The sequence below is a fragment of the Streptomyces sp. NPDC092369 genome, from assembly GCF_044755245.1.
GTDB lineage: Bacteria > Actinomycetota > Actinomycetes > Streptomycetales > Streptomycetaceae > Streptomyces.
On sequence record NZ_JBIVQP010000005.1, the window covers coordinates 629,915 to 645,808 of the forward strand.

The 15,894-nt window shown below is 70.4% G+C and carries 12 protein-coding genes and 1 pseudogene; 5 read left to right on the top strand and 8 right to left on the bottom strand.

Features of this window, described 5'->3' with window-relative positions:
• Positions 1-88: 88 nt before the first annotated feature.
• Positions 89-763: a Crp/Fnr family transcriptional regulator gene (locus tag ACIQI8_RS31180; protein WP_123998683.1), complete on the bottom strand. Its 675-nt coding sequence runs from the start codon at positions 761-763 to the stop codon at positions 89-91.
• Positions 764-1,095: 332 nt separating this feature from the next.
• On the opposite strand from ACIQI8_RS31180, the gene nth reads away from it, so the two are divergent.
• From nth to ACIQI8_RS31195, 3 genes are all read left to right on the top strand, one after another.
• Positions 1,096-2,124 carry an endonuclease III gene (nth, locus tag ACIQI8_RS31185; RefSeq protein ID WP_402357967.1) on the top strand — a complete coding sequence of 343 codons (1,029 nt, stop codon included), beginning with the start codon at positions 1,096-1,098 and terminating at the stop codon, positions 2,122-2,124.
• A gap of 163 nt (positions 2,125-2,287) precedes the next feature.
• Positions 2,288-2,983: an NUDIX hydrolase gene (locus tag ACIQI8_RS31190; RefSeq protein ID WP_402357970.1), complete on the top strand. Its 696-nt coding sequence runs from the start codon at positions 2,288-2,290 to the stop codon at positions 2,981-2,983.
• A 13-nt stretch (positions 2,984-2,996) separates the two neighbouring features.
• Complete coding sequence (locus ACIQI8_RS31195) at positions 2,997-4,196, top strand: MarP family serine protease (protein ID WP_402357502.1); 1,200 nt, start codon at positions 2,997-2,999, stop codon at positions 4,194-4,196.
• A 57-nt stretch (positions 4,197-4,253) separates the two neighbouring features.
• Here ACIQI8_RS31195 and ACIQI8_RS31200 read toward each other — a convergent pair whose 3' ends face one another.
• The 6 genes and pseudogenes from ACIQI8_RS31200 to ACIQI8_RS31225 form a co-directional block, all read right to left on the bottom strand.
• Positions 4,254-4,436, bottom strand: a complete 183-nt coding sequence (locus ACIQI8_RS31200; protein ID WP_402357505.1) for a hypothetical protein — start codon at positions 4,434-4,436, stop codon at positions 4,254-4,256.
• Between the two features lie 127 nt (positions 4,437-4,563).
• Complete coding sequence (locus ACIQI8_RS31205) at positions 4,564-5,502, bottom strand: alpha/beta fold hydrolase (RefSeq protein WP_402357508.1); 939 nt, start codon at positions 5,500-5,502, stop codon at positions 4,564-4,566.
• Positions 5,499-5,993 (bottom strand): phage holin family protein, encoded by a 495-nt coding sequence (locus ACIQI8_RS31210; RefSeq protein WP_402357511.1) that lies wholly within the window; start codon positions 5,991-5,993, stop codon positions 5,499-5,501. The genes ACIQI8_RS31205 and ACIQI8_RS31210 overlap by 4 nt, the downstream gene beginning before the upstream one ends.
• Before the next feature lie 40 nt (positions 5,994-6,033).
• Positions 6,034-7,507, bottom strand: a pseudogene (nhaA, locus tag ACIQI8_RS31215) (Na+/H+ antiporter NhaA).
• Between the two features lie 150 nt (positions 7,508-7,657).
• Positions 7,658-9,616: an acetate--CoA ligase gene (gene acs, locus ACIQI8_RS31220; protein WP_402357514.1), complete on the bottom strand. Its 1,959-nt coding sequence runs from the start codon at positions 9,614-9,616 to the stop codon at positions 7,658-7,660.
• A gap of 156 nt (positions 9,617-9,772) precedes the next feature.
• Positions 9,773-12,304 (bottom strand): bifunctional SulP family inorganic anion transporter/carbonic anhydrase, encoded by a 2,532-nt coding sequence (locus tag ACIQI8_RS31225; RefSeq protein WP_402357517.1) that lies wholly within the window; start codon positions 12,302-12,304, stop codon positions 9,773-9,775.
• Positions 12,305-12,638: 334 nt separating this feature from the next.
• Here ACIQI8_RS31225 and ACIQI8_RS31230 point away from each other — a divergent pair, with 334 nt between their 5' ends.
• Positions 12,639-13,910 carry a hypothetical protein gene (locus ACIQI8_RS31230; RefSeq protein ID WP_402357520.1) on the top strand — a complete coding sequence of 424 codons (1,272 nt, stop codon included), beginning with the start codon at positions 12,639-12,641 and terminating at the stop codon, positions 13,908-13,910.
• A gap of 31 nt (positions 13,911-13,941) precedes the next feature.
• Here the strand turns inward: ACIQI8_RS31230 and ACIQI8_RS31235 are convergent, their stop codons facing one another.
• Positions 13,942-14,922 (bottom strand): ATP-binding protein, encoded by a 981-nt coding sequence (locus ACIQI8_RS31235; RefSeq protein ID WP_402357523.1) that lies wholly within the window; start codon positions 14,920-14,922, stop codon positions 13,942-13,944.
• 101 nt (positions 14,923-15,023) lie between these two features.
• Between ACIQI8_RS31235 and ACIQI8_RS31240 the strand changes: the two genes are divergently transcribed.
• Positions 15,024-15,848: an oxidoreductase gene (locus tag ACIQI8_RS31240; RefSeq protein WP_402357526.1), complete on the top strand. Its 825-nt coding sequence runs from the start codon at positions 15,024-15,026 to the stop codon at positions 15,846-15,848.
• Positions 15,849-15,894: the final 46 nt, after the last annotated feature.

Consider the following 15,894-nt stretch of genomic DNA (forward strand, 5'->3'; position numbering starts at 1 on the left):
GCGCCTTGCGCACTCAGGCGCTCTGCGCACACGAAAACGGGGCCCACCTCTTAAGAAGGGCCCCGAAGTCGTACCGCCAAGACCAGCGTCAGCGCGACCGCTTGGCCAGCCGCTCGACGTCCAGCAGGATCACCGCACGCGCCTCCAGGCGGAGCCACCCGCGCTGGGCGAAGTCGGCGAGCGCCTTGTTCACGGTCTCGCGGGAGGCGCCGACCAGCTGGGCCAGCTCCTCCTGCGTGAGGTCGTGGACGACGTGGATGCCCTCTTCGGACTGCACGCCGAAGCGGCGGGAGAGGTCCAGAAGGGCGCGGGCTACGCGGCCGGGGACGTCGGAGAAGACGAGGTCCGACATCGCGTCGTTCGTCTTGCGCAGCCGGCGGGCGACGGCGCGCAGCAGGGCGCCGGCCACCTCGGGTCGGGCGCTCAGCCAGGGCTGGAGGTCGCCGTGGCCCAGGCCGAGCAGCTTGACCTCGGTGAGCGCGGTGGCGGTCGCGGTGCGCGGGCCCGGGTCGAACAGCGACAGCTCGCCGATCAACTCGCCGGGGCCGACGACGGCGAGCATGTTCTCGCGGCCGTCGGGGGAGGTGCGGTGCAGCTTGACCTTGCCCTCGGTGACCACGTACAGCCGGTCTCCGGGGTCGCCTTCGTGGAAGAGCGAGTCTCCGCGCGCGAGGGTCACCTCGCTCATGGAGGCGCGAAGCTCCGTGGCCTGCTCGTCGTCGAGCGCCGCGAAAAGCGGGTTCCGCCGCAGAACGTCGTCCACGAGTTCTCTCCTTGTCGACCTGCTCAGGGGATCTTCCCCTTGGTACCAGGGGACCGTGCTCCCCATCTTGCCGGACGGTCCAAACAGTGTGATCTGTCACAAGGATGCCGCACTGGTGTCCCGAGGTAAGCGGCAGGGGTCCAATTGGGGGCTGATCTCCTGGGTCCGGGGCGGATGTCAGTGTCGGGCTCTAGGCTGGCCGGGTGTCCAAATCGCCGGTGAGAGCACAGGCCAAGGGGGCTGAGCGGGTGGCTGTACGTCGTGATTCCGCTGTGGGCGAACAGGACTCTGGTGGCGGAAAGAAACCGGCAAAAGTGACAAAGAAGGCTGCGGTGAAGAAGGCGACTCCGGCGAAGAAGACGACGGCCACCGAGGCGGCGACGGCCGTGAAGAAGACGGCGGCTGTGAAGAAGGCCGCGGCCGTTAAGAAGACTGCGGCCGTGAATAGGACTGCGGCCGTGAAGAAGGCCGCGGTCGGCAAGAAGGCCGCGGCCGCGAAGACCGCCGTACCCGCGAAGAAGGCGGCGCCCGCGAAGAAGGCCGCGCCCGCGAAGAAGACGGCCGCCGTCGCCAAGCCGCCCAGCGCCGAGTCGCACACCGCCCTCGTCCGCCGTGCCCGCCGCATCGACCGCGAGCTCGCCGAGGTCTATCCGTACGCCCACCCCGAGCTGGACTTCGAGAACCCCTTCCAACTGGTGGTGGCCACGGTCCTGTCGGCCCAGACCACCGACCTCAGGGTGAACCAGACGACGCCCGCGCTGTTCGCCAAGTACCCCACCCCGGAGGACCTGGCCGCCGCCAATCCCGAGGAGGTCGAGGAGATCCTCCGCCCGACCGGTTTCTTCCGGGCCAAGACGAAGTCGGTCATAGGGCTGTCCAAGGGGCTCGTGGAGCAGTTCGGCGGCGAGGTCCCCGGCCGCCTCGAAGACCTCGTCAAGCTGCCCGGCGTCGGCCGCAAGACCGCCTTCGTGGTGCTGGGGAACGCTTTCGGGCGGCCCGGCATCACCGTGGACACCCACTTCCAGCGGCTGGTGCGGCGCTGGCAGTGGACCGACCAGACCGACCCGGACAAGATCGAGGCCGCCGTGGGAGCGCTCTTCCCCAAGGGCGACTGGACGGACCTCTCGCACCACGTGATCTGGCACGGCCGCCGCATCTGCCACGCCCGCAAGCCCGCCTGCGGCGCCTGCCCCATCGCCCCGCTCTGCCCGGCGTACGGCGAGGGCGAGACGGACCCGGAGAAGGCGAAGAAGCTCCTCAAGTACGAGAAGGGCGGCTTCCCGGGCCAGCGCCTCAACCCGCCGCAGGCCTACCTGGACGCGGGCGGCAAGGCGGCGCCGCCGCTGGGGGCGGCCGGATGACGGACCGCTCGCCGGGTTCACCGGGTTCTCTGGCGGCGGCGCACTGCGCGCCGGGGACCCGGACTCCGTCTCAGGGGTGTTCTCGGGGGCGATCTCAGGGTCGCCGACAGGAACGATCAACGGGGCGGCGGGCGTTGGAACCAGCAGGACTTCGGGGGTGGCGATGACGCGTGCGAGCAATACGCGGGGCGGTGCGGTGACGCTCAGCAAGGAAGGCCTGCCCGACTGGCTGGAGCCGGTGGTGCGGGCGGTGGAGACGGTGCAGCCGCCGCAGCTCAGCCGCTTCCTGCCGCCCGAGGACGGGGGCGGCCGGCAGTCGGCGGTCCTCGTCCTGTTCGGCGAAGGTGAGCGCGGTCCCGAGCTGCTGCTCATGGAGCGGGCGAGCTCGCTGCGCTCGCACGCCGGGCAGCCGTCCTTCCCGGGCGGCGCCCTCGACCCCGAGGACGGCGACCCGGGGACCGACGGGCCGCTGCGGGCCGCCCTGCGCGAGGCCGAGGAGGAGACCGGGCTCGACCCCTCCGGCGTCCAGCTCTTCGGCGTGCTGCCCCGGCTCTACATCCCGGTCAGCGGCTTCGTTGTGACCCCCGTGCTGGGCTGGTGGCGCGTGCCGACCCCGGTCGGAGTGGTCGATCCGAACGAGACGGCGCGGGTCTTCACGGTCCCCGTGGCGGATCTCACGGACCCGGCCAACCGCGCGACGGCCGTGCACCCCCAAGGTCACCGAGGTCCGGCATTCCTGGTCGAATCGGCCCTGGTGTGGGGCTTCACGGCCGGAATCATCGACCGACTGTTCCACTACGCCGGCTGGGAGCGCCCCTGGGACCAGGACAAGCAGGTCCCCCTCGACTGGAGGTCATGACAGGGTGTCTGCCGTGAACGTGCTGGACATCCTGTTGCTGGTCGCCGCCGTGTGGTTCGCGATCGTCGGTTATCGCCAGGGCTTCGTCGTCGGCATCCTGTCGGTGATCGGCTTCCTGGGCGGCGGTCTCGTGGCGGTGTATGTGCTGCCCGTCGTGTGGGACGCGCTGACCGACAACTCGGAGGTGAGCACGACCGCCGCCGTCGTCGCGGTCGTCGTCGTCATCGTCTGCGCCTCCGTGGGCCAGGCCCTGACCACCCACCTGGGCAACAAGCTGCGCCGGTACATCACCTGGTCCCCGGCCCGCGCCCTGGACGCGACCGGCGGCGCCCTCGTCAACGTCCTGGCGATGCTCCTGGTCGCCTGGCTGATCGGCTCCGCCCTCGCGCAGACCACGATGCCGACGGTCGGCAAGGAGGTCCGCAGCTCCAAGGTGCTCCTCGGAGTGTCCGAGGTGCTGCCCACCCAGGCCGACACCTGGTTCAAGGACTTCACCTCGGTCCTCGCGCAGAACGGCTTCCCGCAGGTCTTCAGCCCGTTCTCGAACGAGCCGATCAAGGAGGTCCAGCCGCCCGACCCCGCGCTCGCGAGCAGCCAGGTCGCCGCCGGCGCCAAGCGCTCCATCGTCAAGGTCATGGGCACCGCCCAGAGCTGCGGCAAGGTCCTGGAGGGCTCCGGCTTCGTCTTCGGCGACCGCCGCGTGATGACCAACGCGCACGTGGTCGGGGGCGTGGACGAGCCCACCGTCCAGATCGGCGGCGAGGGCAGGAAGTACGACGCGACGGTCGTCCTGTACGACTGGAAGCGCGACATCGCCGTGCTCGACGTACCCGATCTGAAGGCGCCCGTGCTGAAGTTCACGGCCACGGACGCGAAAAGCGGCGACGGCGCGATCGTCGCGGGCTTCCCGGAGAACGGGTCGTACGACGTCCGGGCCGCACGCGTGCGTGGGCGGCTGCCGGCCAGCGGCGCGGACATCTACCACCGCGGCACCGTCCGCCGTGACGTCTACTCGCTGTTCACGACCGTCCGTCAGGGCAACTCCGGCGGCCCGCTGCTCACGCCGGAAGGCAAGGTGTACGGCGTGGTGTTCGCCAAGTCGCTCGACGACGCCGACACCGGATACGCCCTCACCGCGGACGAGATCCAGGAGGACATCGTCAAGGGGCGCACCGCCAACCAGCAGGTGGACAGCGACAGCTGCGCGCTGTAGACCGCCGTACCGGTAAAGATCTTCGAAGCCCTGGGAGGGGCTCGAAAAAGAAGGCGCTCAGCCTCGGGGATGGCGCAGGCGCACCGAGACCCAGCGGGCCCGGCGACGCAGGATGCGCGGAATGCCCACGCGGAGATCCGTGCCCGCCAGCTGCGGGGCGCTGCCTCGCTGGTGGGGACTCAGGCCGCCCACCGAGCGGCGACTGCGTGCTGTGTCACTGTAGTCGTGCGTCCAGCCCATACCCCGACGTCTGCCCCTGCCCCATGGTCGATAACCGCCCCAGGGGCCCCCAATCGGCCTATGCGCCGGGCAAGTGGCTGTTCGTAGGACAGGTGTTCCGTTCCGGATACCGGGCGCATCGGAGCGGTCACCGATCGGGTTCGGGGTCCTTCAGCCAGTTGACCAGTTCTGTACTGAAAGCGACCGGATCCTCCTCGTGCGGGAAGTGCCCGAGGCCGTCGAACAGCCGCCAGCGGTAGGGCGCTTCGACGTACTCGCCGGAGCCGGCCGCGCTGCGGGTGCGCATCACGGGGTCCAGCGAGCCGTGGAGGTGGAGGGTCGGCACGCGCAGCGGGCGCTTCATACGCCGGTTGAACTGGATGCCGTCCGGGCGGGCGATCGAGCGGACCATCCACCGGTACGGCTCGATCGCGCAGTGCGCCGTCGAGGGGATGCTCATCGCGCGGCGGTAGGTGTCCACGGCCTTGTCGTCCGGTGCGTTCGGGCCGGACCACTCCCGGATCAGCTCGCCGACCAGCGCGCTGTCGTCGGCGGTCAGCTGCCGCTCCGGCAACCAGGGGCGCTGGAACCCCCAGATGTACGAACCGGCGCGCGTCTGCTTGACGTCGGAGAGCATCGCCGAGCGCCAGCGCCGGGGATGAGGCATCGAGGAGACCGCGAGCCGCCGCACCAGCTTGGGCCGCATCACGGCCGCCGTCCACGCGAGGTAGCCGCCCAGGTCGTGGCCGACGAGCGCGGCGTCCGGCTCGCCGAGGGAGCGGATCACACCGGTGATGTCGAGGGCGAGGTTGGCGGGGTCGTAGCCCCGCGGGGTGCGGTCGCTGCCGCCGACGCCCCGCAGGTCCATGGCGACGGCGCGGAAGCCGGCGTCGGCGAGGGCCGTCATCTGGTGCCGCCAGGTCCACCAGAACTGGGGGAAGCCGTGCACCATCATGACCAGCGGCCCGTCGCCGATCTCCGCGATGTGGAAGCGCGCGCCGTTGGCGGCGACGTCCCGGTGCGTCCAGGGGCCGTCGACTCGGACGACCGACGTGGGTTGCGCCGAAGGTGTGGCGGGGTCCGTCATGAGGACGAGCGTGCCACAGCCTCGAGGGCCGCGGGCGCACGGTCCTCCAGAGCCGGGATTTCCGGACGCGTGTGCGGCTTCGCGTTCTGCAGCACGCCCGCCGTCTCCTTCACCGACGCGGCCACCTTCTGCGGGCCCTTGCCCTTGGCGGCCTTCTTCGCGAAGAACACGCCGACCAGCACGAGGACGACCGCGACCAGCACGTTCGCCGCGAAGGACAGCAGGAAGCAGATCGCCAGGTTCCAGTCGCTCCAGGTGCGGATGCCGTACGCCAGCGCGAAGTTGAGCATCGGCAGGGAGAACACCAGTACGCCGGCGGCCACGGTGAACGCGCCGCCGCTCATCGCCCCGCGGATCACGTCCCGCTTGAGCTGCGCCTTGGCCAGCGCGATCTCGTCATGCACCAGCGCGGACATCTCGGTCGTCGCCGAGGCGAACAACTGACCGATGCTGCGTTCGGCGCCGACCGGGCTGCCGTCGGGTGCGCTCATCGCCGTCTCCCTCGTAAGTCTTTTGTACCGTCCCGTCAGATCATGCCGGACGGTGGTCCTCGACGCCTGCCCCGCCCACCACTTCGGCAAGCCCGCGTCGTGCGCCCTGTCTACCGGGCCTCGGCTTCCCCGCGCGCCTCGGCCTCCTTGAGCGCGGCGATCCGGCGGTGCTCGGCGGCCTTGCGGTCGAAGATCTCGGCCATCCGCAGGTGGTACGCCGGGTCGTCCTGCTCGTAGATGTCCGGGATCCCGTCGCGGTCCTCGTCGCGCTCCTCGTCCTCGCACATCCTGCGGTACTTGGCGTTGCGGACCTTCAGCAACACGGTCGCGAGGACGGCCGCGATCAGCGAGGCGGTCAGTACGGCGGCCTTGACTTCGTCCGTCAGTACGGCATCGCCGTCGAAAGCCAGTTCACCGATGAGCAGCGACACGGTGAAGCCGATGCCGGCCAGCGTCGCCACCGCGAACACGTCGGCCCAGGCGAGTTCCTCGCTGAGCGAGGCCCTGGTGAAACGGGCCGTCAGCCACGTACCGCCGAAGATGCCGACGGCCTTGCCGACGACCAGGCCGAGGACCACGCCCAGCGTCTCGGGCCTGGTGAACACATCGCCCAGCGCGCCGCCCGACACGGTGACGCCGGCGCTGAAGAGCGCGAACAGCGGGACGGCGAGGCCCGCCGACAGGGGGCGCACGAGGTGCTCGACGCGCTCGCCGGGCGCCCGCGCCTCGCCCTCGTGGCGGTGGCAGCGCAGCATCAGGCCCATGGCGACACCGGCGATGGTGGCGTGGACGCCACTGTTGTACATCAGCGCCCAGATGACGAGCGCGAGCGGGACGTACACGTACCAGCCGCGTACGCCCCCGCGCAGCAGCAGCCAGAAGACGGCGAGGCCCACGACGGCGCCGCCGAGCGCGGCGAGGTCGATGTCGCTGGTGAAGAAGATCGCGATGATCAGGATCGCGAAGAGGTCGTCGACGACGGCGAGCGTGAGCAGGAAGGCACGCAGGGCGCTCGGCAGCGAGGTGCCGATGACCGCGAGCACGGCGAGCGCGAAGGCGATGTCGGTGGCGGTGGGCACCGCCCAGCCGGCCAGGGAGCCGTCGCCGGTGAGGTTGGTGAGCGTGTAGACGAGTGCCGGTACGGCCATGCCGCACAGGGCCGCCACGACCGGGAGGGCGGCCGCCTTGGGGTCGCGCAGGTCACCGGCGACCAGTTCGCGCTTGAGCTCGATGCCGGCGACGAAGAAGAAGACCGCGAGGAGGCCGTCGGCCGCCCAGTGCGCGACGGACAGGTTCAGGCCGAGGGCGGAGGGGCCGAAGTGGAAGTGGCTGACGCTCTCGTAACTGCTGTGCAGTGCCGGGATGTTGGTCCAGATCAGCGCGGTGACCGCGGCCACGAGCAGCAGCACACCGCCGACCGTCTCGGCGCGCAGGGCGTCCGTGACGAAGGTCCGCTCGGGCAGGGACAGACGGCCGAGGACCTTGCGGGCGGGGGTGGTGCGGGGCGCGCTCACGGGGGGCCTCCGGGTGGTGGGCAGGGCTGAACCGTTCGCCGACCAGACTTCCCGGCACACCTTGAGGGTCACGCAGTTTTGCTTAGTTTACCTAAGAGGGGTGCCCGGCGCTCTTCGCACCGGACACCCCTCTTACGGTCGTACGACTGCTCAGTCCTCGCTGGGCGCGGCCGGCAGCTTGGCCTGGATGAGGTCCATGACCGTCGAGTCGGTCAGCGTGGTCACGTCGCCGAGCTGGCGGTTCTCGGCCACATCGCGCAGCAGGCGGCGCATGATCTTGCCGGAGCGGGTCTTCGGCAGCTCGGCCACCGGCAGCACCCGCTTGGGCTTGGCGATCGGGCCGAGGACGCTGCCGACGTGGTTGCGCAGATCGTTGACGAGGCTCTCGTCCTCGGCGTTCGCCGTGCCGCGCAGGATCACGAAGGCGACGATGGCCTGTCCGGTCGTCTCGTCGGCGGCCCCGACGACCGCCGCCTCGGCGACGGAGGGGTGCGAGACGAGCGCCGACTCGACCTCCGTGGTGGAGATGTTGTGGCCGGACACGAGCATCACGTCGTCGACCCGGCCCAGGAGCCAGATGTCGCCGTCGTCGTCCTTCTTCGCGCCGTCGCCGGCGAAGTACTTGCCCTCGAAGCGCGACCAGTACGTGTCGAGGAAGCGCTGGTCGTCGCCCCAGATGGTGCGCAGCATCGACGGCCACGGCTCGGTCAGGACCAGGTAACCGCCACCGCCGTTGGGCACCTCGTTGGCTTCGTCGTCCACGACCGTGGCGGAGATGCCGGGCAGCGGGGTCTGCGCCGAGCCGGGCTTGGTCGCCGTGACGCCGGGCAGCGGGGAGATCATCATCGCGCCGGTCTCGGTCTGCCACCAGGTGTCGACGATCGGGGCCTTGTCGCCGCCGATGTGCTTGCGGTACCAGATCCACGCCTCGGGGTTGATCGGCTCGCCCACCGAGCCCAGCACGCGCAGGCTGCTGAGGTCGAACTTCGCGGGGATGTCGTCGCCCCACTTCATGAACGTACGAATGGCGGTGGGCGCCGTGTACAGGATCGTCACCCCGTACTTCTGCACGATCTCCCAGAAGCGGCCCTGGTGCGGGGTGTCCGGGGTGCCTTCGTACATGACCTGGGTGGCGCCGTTGGCCAGCGGCCCGTAGACGATGTACGAGTGGCCGGTCACCCAGCCGACGTCGGCCGTGCACCAGTAGACGTCGGTCTCCGGCTTGAGGTCGAAGACGGCGTGGTGGGTGTACGAGGCCTGGGTGAGGTAGCCGCCGGAGGTGTGCAGGATGCCCTTGGGCTTACCCGTCGTACCGGACGTGTACAGGATGAAGAGCGGGTGCTCGGCGTCGAAGGCCTCGGGCGTGTGCTCGGCCGACTGGCGCTCGACGATCTCGTGCCACCACACGTCCCGCTCGCCGTCCCAGGCGACCTCCTGGCCGGTACGGCGGACCACGAGGACGTGCTCCACGTTGTCGACCTTGGTGACCGCCTCGTCGACGGCCGGCTTGAGCGCGGACGGCTTGCCGCGCCGGTAGCCGCCGTCGGTGGTGATGACGACCTTGGCGTCGGCGTCCTGGATGCGGGTCGCGAGCGCGTCGGCCGAGAAGCCGCCGAAGACCACCGAGTGGGCGGCGCCGATCCGGGCGCACGCGAGCATCGCGACCGCCGTCTCCGGGATCATCGGCATGTAGACGGCGACCCGGTCACCCTTGCGGACACCCAGCTCCAGCAGGGCGTTGGCCGCCTTGGAGACCTCGTCCTTGAGCTCGGCGTAGGTGATGGCGCGGCTGTCGCCCGGCTCGCCCTCGAAGTGGATGGCGACCCGGTCGCCGAGCCCGGCCTCCACATGGCGGTCCACGCAGTTGTACGCGACGTTGAGCGTGCCGTCCTTGAACCACTTGGCGAACGGCGGGTTCGACCAGTCCAGCGTCTCGGTCGGTTCCTTGGCCCAGGTCAGCCGACGGGCCTGCGCGGCCCAGAAGCCGAGCCGGTCAGCCTTGGCCTGTTCATACGCCTCCGCCGTGACGTTGGCGTTCGCCGCCAGGTCCGCGGGGGGTGCGAACCTGCGTTCTTCTTTGAGCAGGTTGGCCAGGCTTTCGTTGCTCACGGCATCTGCCTTTCCCAGGGTGTCCGTTGTGTCCCGGGCCAGCTCATCAGACCCGGGGGTCCGATGACAAGAGTCGACCTGGAATTGGTTTAGACCTGTCATCGGACTCGTGCGGCCAGGGGTTGTCCATAGCCACGGACCCCGGGTGAAGGGGGTTCAGGCGAGGTCTCGGGTCGGGAGGTCCGCCGCGCTCACGTGGTCGAACACCTCGTCCCGGTTCTCCCTGTTCTCCCCGTTCTCCGGACTCCCCTCGGTCAGTAGATACGCCTGCGCCTCGCCCACGTGGAAGTACATCCCGTGCAGCTCCAGCGCCCCGTCCCGCAGCGCCCGCGTCACCGACTCGTGCGCCCGCAGATGCTCCAACTGCTGGACCACATTGGTCAGCGAGAGCTGCTCGACGGCATCGGCGGGCGCCCGCCCGGCGAGCCGCGCCCACGGTCTGTTGTCGTCGGCCATCCGCTCCAGACTCGGCAGCCCGTGCCGAAGCCACCGCTTGAGCGGAGTCCGCGCGCCCCCCGGCTCCGAGGTGAGCAGCGCTTGCATGGCCCCGCACCCGGAGTGCCCGCACACCGTGATGGACCGCACCTTCAGCACGTCCACCGCGTACTCGATCGCGGCCGCCACCGAGTCGTCGCCGCCCTCCTCGCCGGGCAGCGGGACGAGGTTGCCGACGTTGCGCACCACGAACAGATCGCCCGGACCACTGGAGGTGATCATCGAGGTCACCAGCCGGGAGTCGGCACAGGTGAGAAAGAGCTGCGAGGGCCGCTGCCCTTCCCTGGCCAGCCGAGCCAGCTCACCGCGCACGAGCGGAGCGGTGTTGCGCTGGAACGCGCTGATGCCTTGGGCGAGTTGGCGTCCACCGCTGCCGACGCCGCTGCCGACGTCGGAGGTACTGGTGTTGGTGCTGTGGGCGGGGCTGGTGCTGGTGTCGCCTGGATCGGAGCTGTCGGACTGGGAGTTGCCGAGGGAGGCGCTGCCGCTTGGCTCACCCGGGTGGCCGCTCGGCGGCGCGGTCTCCAGGGGCTCGCATTGGTGGTTGCGCCAAGGCGTCCAGGGGCGGCAGCGGCAGCCGGGGGATGCCGTCCGCTCACCGGTCGGGGTCGCCTCGCCCCCGGTGTGGCCGGCACCGGCGACGCGCGTGCTCGTACGGCGGCCGGTCAGTTCGGCGGTGCCGCCCTGTGCGGTGTGCGTGCTCTGCCAGTCGTGCAGGGACTCGTACGCCGCGTGGTCCATGAACGAGCCGTCCAACTCCACGACGGCGTGCGCGCCTTGGGGTACGAGATGCAGGGCCCGGCTGAGGCGTGGCACGGCGAGGAACGTCAACTGGCCGCGGACCTGGATGTGATGGACTCCTTCCTTCTCCTCGTGGGTGATGCGGGTGCGGGCGAGGCGTTGCATGGCGACGGCCACGGCGACGGCGATCCCCAGCGTGACGCCCTCCAGGACGCCGAAGACGACCACGCCGAAGGTGGTGACGGCGTAGACCAGCACTTCTCGGTGGCGGGTCACCGTGCGGATGTGGTGCAGGGACACCATCTGGATGCCGACGGCCATCACCAGGGCGGCGAGTGAGGCGAGCGGGATGAGCTCAAGGATCGGGACCATCAGCAGCGCGGCGATCACTACGAGAACGCCGTGCAGCAGCGTGGAGTTCCGGCTCACGGCACCCGCGTTGACATTCGCCGCGCTGCGTACGGCCACCCCGGCGACCGGCAGTCCGCCGAGGGCGCCGGAGACGATGTTGGCGGCGCCCTGGCCGAGCAGTTCGCGGTCCAGGCGGGAGCGGCCGACGCGGGCGGTGAGGCCGGGCCGGGTGGCCATCATCTTGTCCACGGCGACCGCGCCGAGCAGCGACTGCACACTGCACACCAGCGTGGTGGTGAGCACGGCGGCGGTGATGCCGAGCACCGGGCCCTCGGGGAGTCCGGCCAGGGCGTGGCTGCTCCAGGACGGCAGGTCGACCTTGGGCAGGCTGAGGCCGATGAGGGAGGCGGCCGTGGTGGCGCCGGCGACCGCGATCAGCGCGGCGGGGATCTTGCGCAGCAGGTGTCCGACCCGGCCAGGGATCCGCGGCCAGAGCAGCAGCAGGGCCAGCGTCAGCACGCTCACCGACACGGCGGCCGGCTGCAGCCGCGCCAACTGGGCGGGCAGGGCGCGGAGGTTGGCGAGGACGGAGCTCTGCGGGGTGCCGCCGAGGACGATGTGCAGCTGGGCGACGGCGATGGTGACGCCGATACCGGCGAGCATGCCGTGCACGATGGCGGGGCTGACGGCGAGCGCGGTGCGGGCCACGCGCAGGCAGCCGAGGCCGAGTTGGGCGAGACCGGCGAGGACCGTGATGGCACAGGTCGTGCGCCAGCCGTAGCGCTGGATGAGGTCGGCGGTGACCACCGTGAGTCCGGCGGCGGGGCCGCTGACCTGGAGCGGGCAGCCGCCGAGCCGGCCGACGACGAGGCCGCCGACCGCGGCGGCGACCAGGCCCGCCTGGAGCGGGGCGCCGGTGGCGAGGGCGATGCCCAGGGAGAGCGGCAGGGCGATCAGGAAGACGGCGATGGAGGCCGACACGTCGGCGCCGGCGATCCGGAAGCGGCGGGAGGGGGCCGGCGGCGGGCTGTGGGGTCGGTGGGTGCGCTCGGTGCGGGTCGAGTGGGGGTCGGTGGCGTGAGTACGTACGCAGGCTGACATGGTTCCCGTCTCCTCCGGGGCAGCGCGGTCGCGGAACAGGGGTCCCCGTCGGTGGCGGGGTCGGGTCGCGGCCGTGGGTCACGGCGTGCAGCGGCGGGATGAATCAACGCTCGGTAAACGAATCGTAATGCAGAGTAAAGGCTAGGCATGGACTTTCCTGGCAAATAGCCCTATAAGTCACCCGGAAGAGCGAAGCAATTATTTGATCGGCTTGTCGTACTAATTCCTTCTCGGCCCCGTGTCACCTTGGCGGCGCTGTCGGGCCTTCCCGGCATATCACCAGAAAACGCCCTCAGCGGCGTTGGCCTGAGAGAAGGAAGAAGGTGGGCGGAACATGGCCGCCACCCAGAGGATCGCCGCGGGCGCCGTGATCGCCGCGGCCTGTGCCGCATCGCTCGCCGGCTGCGGGATCGGTTCCGACGGTTCCAAGGCAGGTGCTCCCGGTCCGCAGAAGGCCAAGCCGGCCCAGCCGCCCAAGAGCGTGGTCCGGCTGATCGGCGACGGCTCCACCTCGTACACCGGGGCCCAGCCGCATCTGCCGAGGCCGGAGCGGCTCAAGCCGGGTCAGAAGCCCCCGCAGTTCGTCGTCTTCTCCTGGGACGGCGCCGGCGAGGACAGCCAGCAGCTGTTCTCCCACTTCCGCAAGGTCGCCAAAGCCAACCACGCGACGATGACGTACTTCCTGAGCGGCGTGTACATGCTGCCGGAGGACAAGCGCGACGAGTACAAGCCGCCGCAGCACTCACCGGGCCGCTCCGACATCGGCTTCAACGACACCAAGGGCATCGCCGACACCGTCAAGCAGCTGCGCCTGGCGTGGCTGGAGGGCAACGAGATCGGCACGCACTTCAACGGCCACTTCTGCGGCAAGGGCGGTGGCGTCGGCGAGTGGTCGGTCGCGGACTGGAAGGACGAGATCGCCCAGGCGAAGCAGTTCGTCAAGTCCTGGAAGACCAACACCGGCATGAAGAAGGCGGCCGCGCTGCCCTTCGACTACGACAAGGAACTCGTCGGAGCCCGCACACCGTGTCTCGAAGGCCAGCGGAACTTCATGAAGGCCGCCCGCGAACTGGGCTTCCGCTACGACACCAGCGGCGTCAACGACCAGCTCTGGCCGAAGAAGAAGGAAGGCCTGTGGGACCTGTCGATGCAGCTCGTGCCCTTCCCCGGGCACTCCTACGAGCAGCTCACCATGGACTACAACTTCATGGTCAACCAGTCCGGCACGCAGACCCAGGGTGACCCCGACAAGTACCAGTTCTGGGGCGACCAGATGCGCGACGGCCTGCTCAAGGGCTTCCACCGCGCCTACGACGGCAACCGCGCGCCCCTGGTCATCGGCAACCACTTCGAGTCCTGGAACGGCGGCACCTACATGCGTGCCGTCGACGAGGTCGTCGAGAGCGTCTGCAACAAGCCCGACGTGCGCTGTGTGTCCTTCCGGCAGCTGGCCGACTGGCTGGACGCCCAGGACCCGAAGGTGCTGGAGAAGCTGCACGGCCTGACCGTCGGCGAGGCCCCGAAGCAGGGCTGGGCGTCCTTCCTGTCGGGCCGGCCGGCCCCGGCCCCCAAGGGCGTGCCCGGAGCGCCGGCGGCCAAGCGGTAGCCGTCATCGGCGGGCTCGGCCGTCGTGAGTGTCACACGGCGGTGGTGAGCCCCTCGCCGAGCACGAAACCGGGGTCGACCTGCGCCGCCAGGTCGACCCCGGTGCGCTCGTTGCCCCAGGAGGCCGCGTTCTTCAGATGGAAGTGCACCGTCTGGCGTGTGTAGCGCTCCCAGTCACGCAGGTCGTACGTCGCGTCGGCGGCGACCTGAAGGGTGCGCAGGGCGCGGCGGTTGACGTCCTCCAGGAGCGCGAACCGGGGCGGGCGGCCCTTCTCCATGGCGCGCACCCAGTCCGAGTGCCCGACGGTCACCAACAGGTCGTCCCCGACCTCGGCGCGGAGGAAGTCGAGGTCGTCCTGGCCCTGCACCTTGTTGCCGACGACTTTCAGTACGACGCCGAAGTCACGGGCGTACTCCTTGTACTGGCGATAGACGGAGACCCCCTTCCGGGTCGGCTCGGCGACGAGGAACGTGATGTCGAAGCGGGTGAACATGCCGGAGGCGAAGGAGTCCGAGCCCGCCGTCATGTCCACCACGACGTACTCGCCCTGCCCGTCCACCAGGTGGTTCAGGCACAGCTCCACCGCTCCCGTCTTGGAGTGGTAGCAGGCGACCCCCAGGTCGGCGTCCGTGAAGGGGCCGGTGACCATCAAACGGACGGCGCCGCCGTCGAGTTCCACCGGCCGCGCGCAGGCCTCGTAGACCGGGTTGTCCTCGTCGACGCGCAGCAGCCGGGAGCCTTCGCCGGGCGGAGTCGTCTTGATCATCGTCTCGGCGGAGGCGATGCGCGGGTTGGAGCCGCGCAGGTAGTCCTTGATCAGCGGCAGCCGCTCACCCATCGCCGGCAGCCCGGCCGCCTCGGTCTCGTCCAGTCCCAGCGCGGCGCCCAGGTGCTGGTTGATGTCGGCGTCGACCGCGACGACCGGGGCGCCGGCCGCCGCGAGATGCCGGATGAACAGGGAGGACAGGGTCGTCTTGCCGCTGCCGCCCTTCCCGACGAAAGCAATTTTCATGTTCACGAAGGGTAGTCGGGCGATAGCTGTACGTGTCAGGCGTACGTGAAGAAGACCACTCCTTCGTGGGGTCCGCGCCCGGGGTGCGTAGGGTCGTACTCATGAGTACGACAGGCGCGACCGCTGATCCGCTCGCGGCCCTGGGCGCACTGCCCGGCGTGGCCGAGTCCGTGGAGTCCGTGCGCAAGTCCGTGGACCGGGTCTACGGGCACCGGATCATGCGGCGCCGCAGCAACGAGATCACCTCCGAGGCCGCGCTGCGCGGTGCGCGCGGTTCCGCTGCGCTGTCCGGCGCGGACTGGGCGCTCGAAGAGGTGCGCAGGCGGACCGACTTCAGCGGTGACGCGGACGCGCGCGTGGTGGGCGCCGCCCTGCGGCTGACCGCCGAGGCGGGCCAACTCCTGTCCATCTGGCGGCAGTCGCCGCTGCGCGTGCTGGCCCGGCTGCACCTGGTGGCCGCCGCGAGCTCCGACGACACCGTCGGACGACCGCGGCAGCAGGGGGAGCCGGTCGACGAGCCGCTCGTCGAACTGCCGCTGCCGGCCGCGGCCGAGGTGCACGGACGGCTGGAGGGCCTCTCCGAGCTGATCATCAAGGGCAGTTTGGCGCCCGCCCTGGTGACGGCCGCGATCGTGCACGGTGAACTGCTCGCGCTGCGCCCCTTCACCTCGCACAACGGCCTGATCGCGCGCACCGCCGAACGTATCGTCCTGGTGGGCAGCGGCCTCGACCCAAAGTCCGTGTGCCCTGCGGAGGTCGGCCACGCCGAACAGGGCCGCGCGGCCTACCTCGCGGCGCTCGACGGATACGTCTCCGGCACCCCGGAGGGGATGGGCGCGTGGATCGCCCACTGCGGCAGGTCGACCGAACTCGGCGCGCGCGAGTCGACGGCGGTGTGCGAGGCGTTGCAGCGCGGGGCGGCGTAAGGAGCGTGCGGGGCCTGGGAGTTCGTGGAACCCTCGGAGTCCTCGG

Bases quoted from the DNA above. Each gene is read 5' to 3' on its own strand.
- ACIQI8_RS31190 (WP_402357970.1), top strand. From the start codon at position 2,288: ATGACGCGTGCGAGCAATACGCGGGGCGGTGCGGTGACGCTCAGCAAG.
- ACIQI8_RS31200 (WP_402357505.1), bottom strand. From the start codon at position 4,436: ATGGGCTGGACGCACGACTACAGTGACACAGCACGCAGTCGCCGCTCG.
- ACIQI8_RS31205 (WP_402357508.1), bottom strand. From the start codon at position 5,502: ATGACGGACCCCGCCACACCTTCGGCGCAACCCACGTCGGTCGTCCGA.
- ACIQI8_RS31210 (WP_402357511.1), bottom strand. From the start codon at position 5,993: ATGAGCGCACCCGACGGCAGCCCGGTCGGCGCCGAACGCAGCATCGGT.
- ACIQI8_RS31225 (WP_402357517.1), bottom strand. From the start codon at position 12,304: ATGTCAGCCTGCGTACGTACTCACGCCACCGACCCCCACTCGACCCGC.
- ACIQI8_RS31230 (WP_402357520.1), top strand. From the start codon at position 12,639: ATGGCCGCCACCCAGAGGATCGCCGCGGGCGCCGTGATCGCCGCGGCC.
- ACIQI8_RS31235 (WP_402357523.1), bottom strand. From the start codon at position 14,922: ATGAAAATTGCTTTCGTCGGGAAGGGCGGCAGCGGCAAGACGACCCTG.
- ACIQI8_RS31240 (WP_402357526.1), top strand. From the start codon at position 15,024: ATGAGTACGACAGGCGCGACCGCTGATCCGCTCGCGGCCCTGGGCGCA.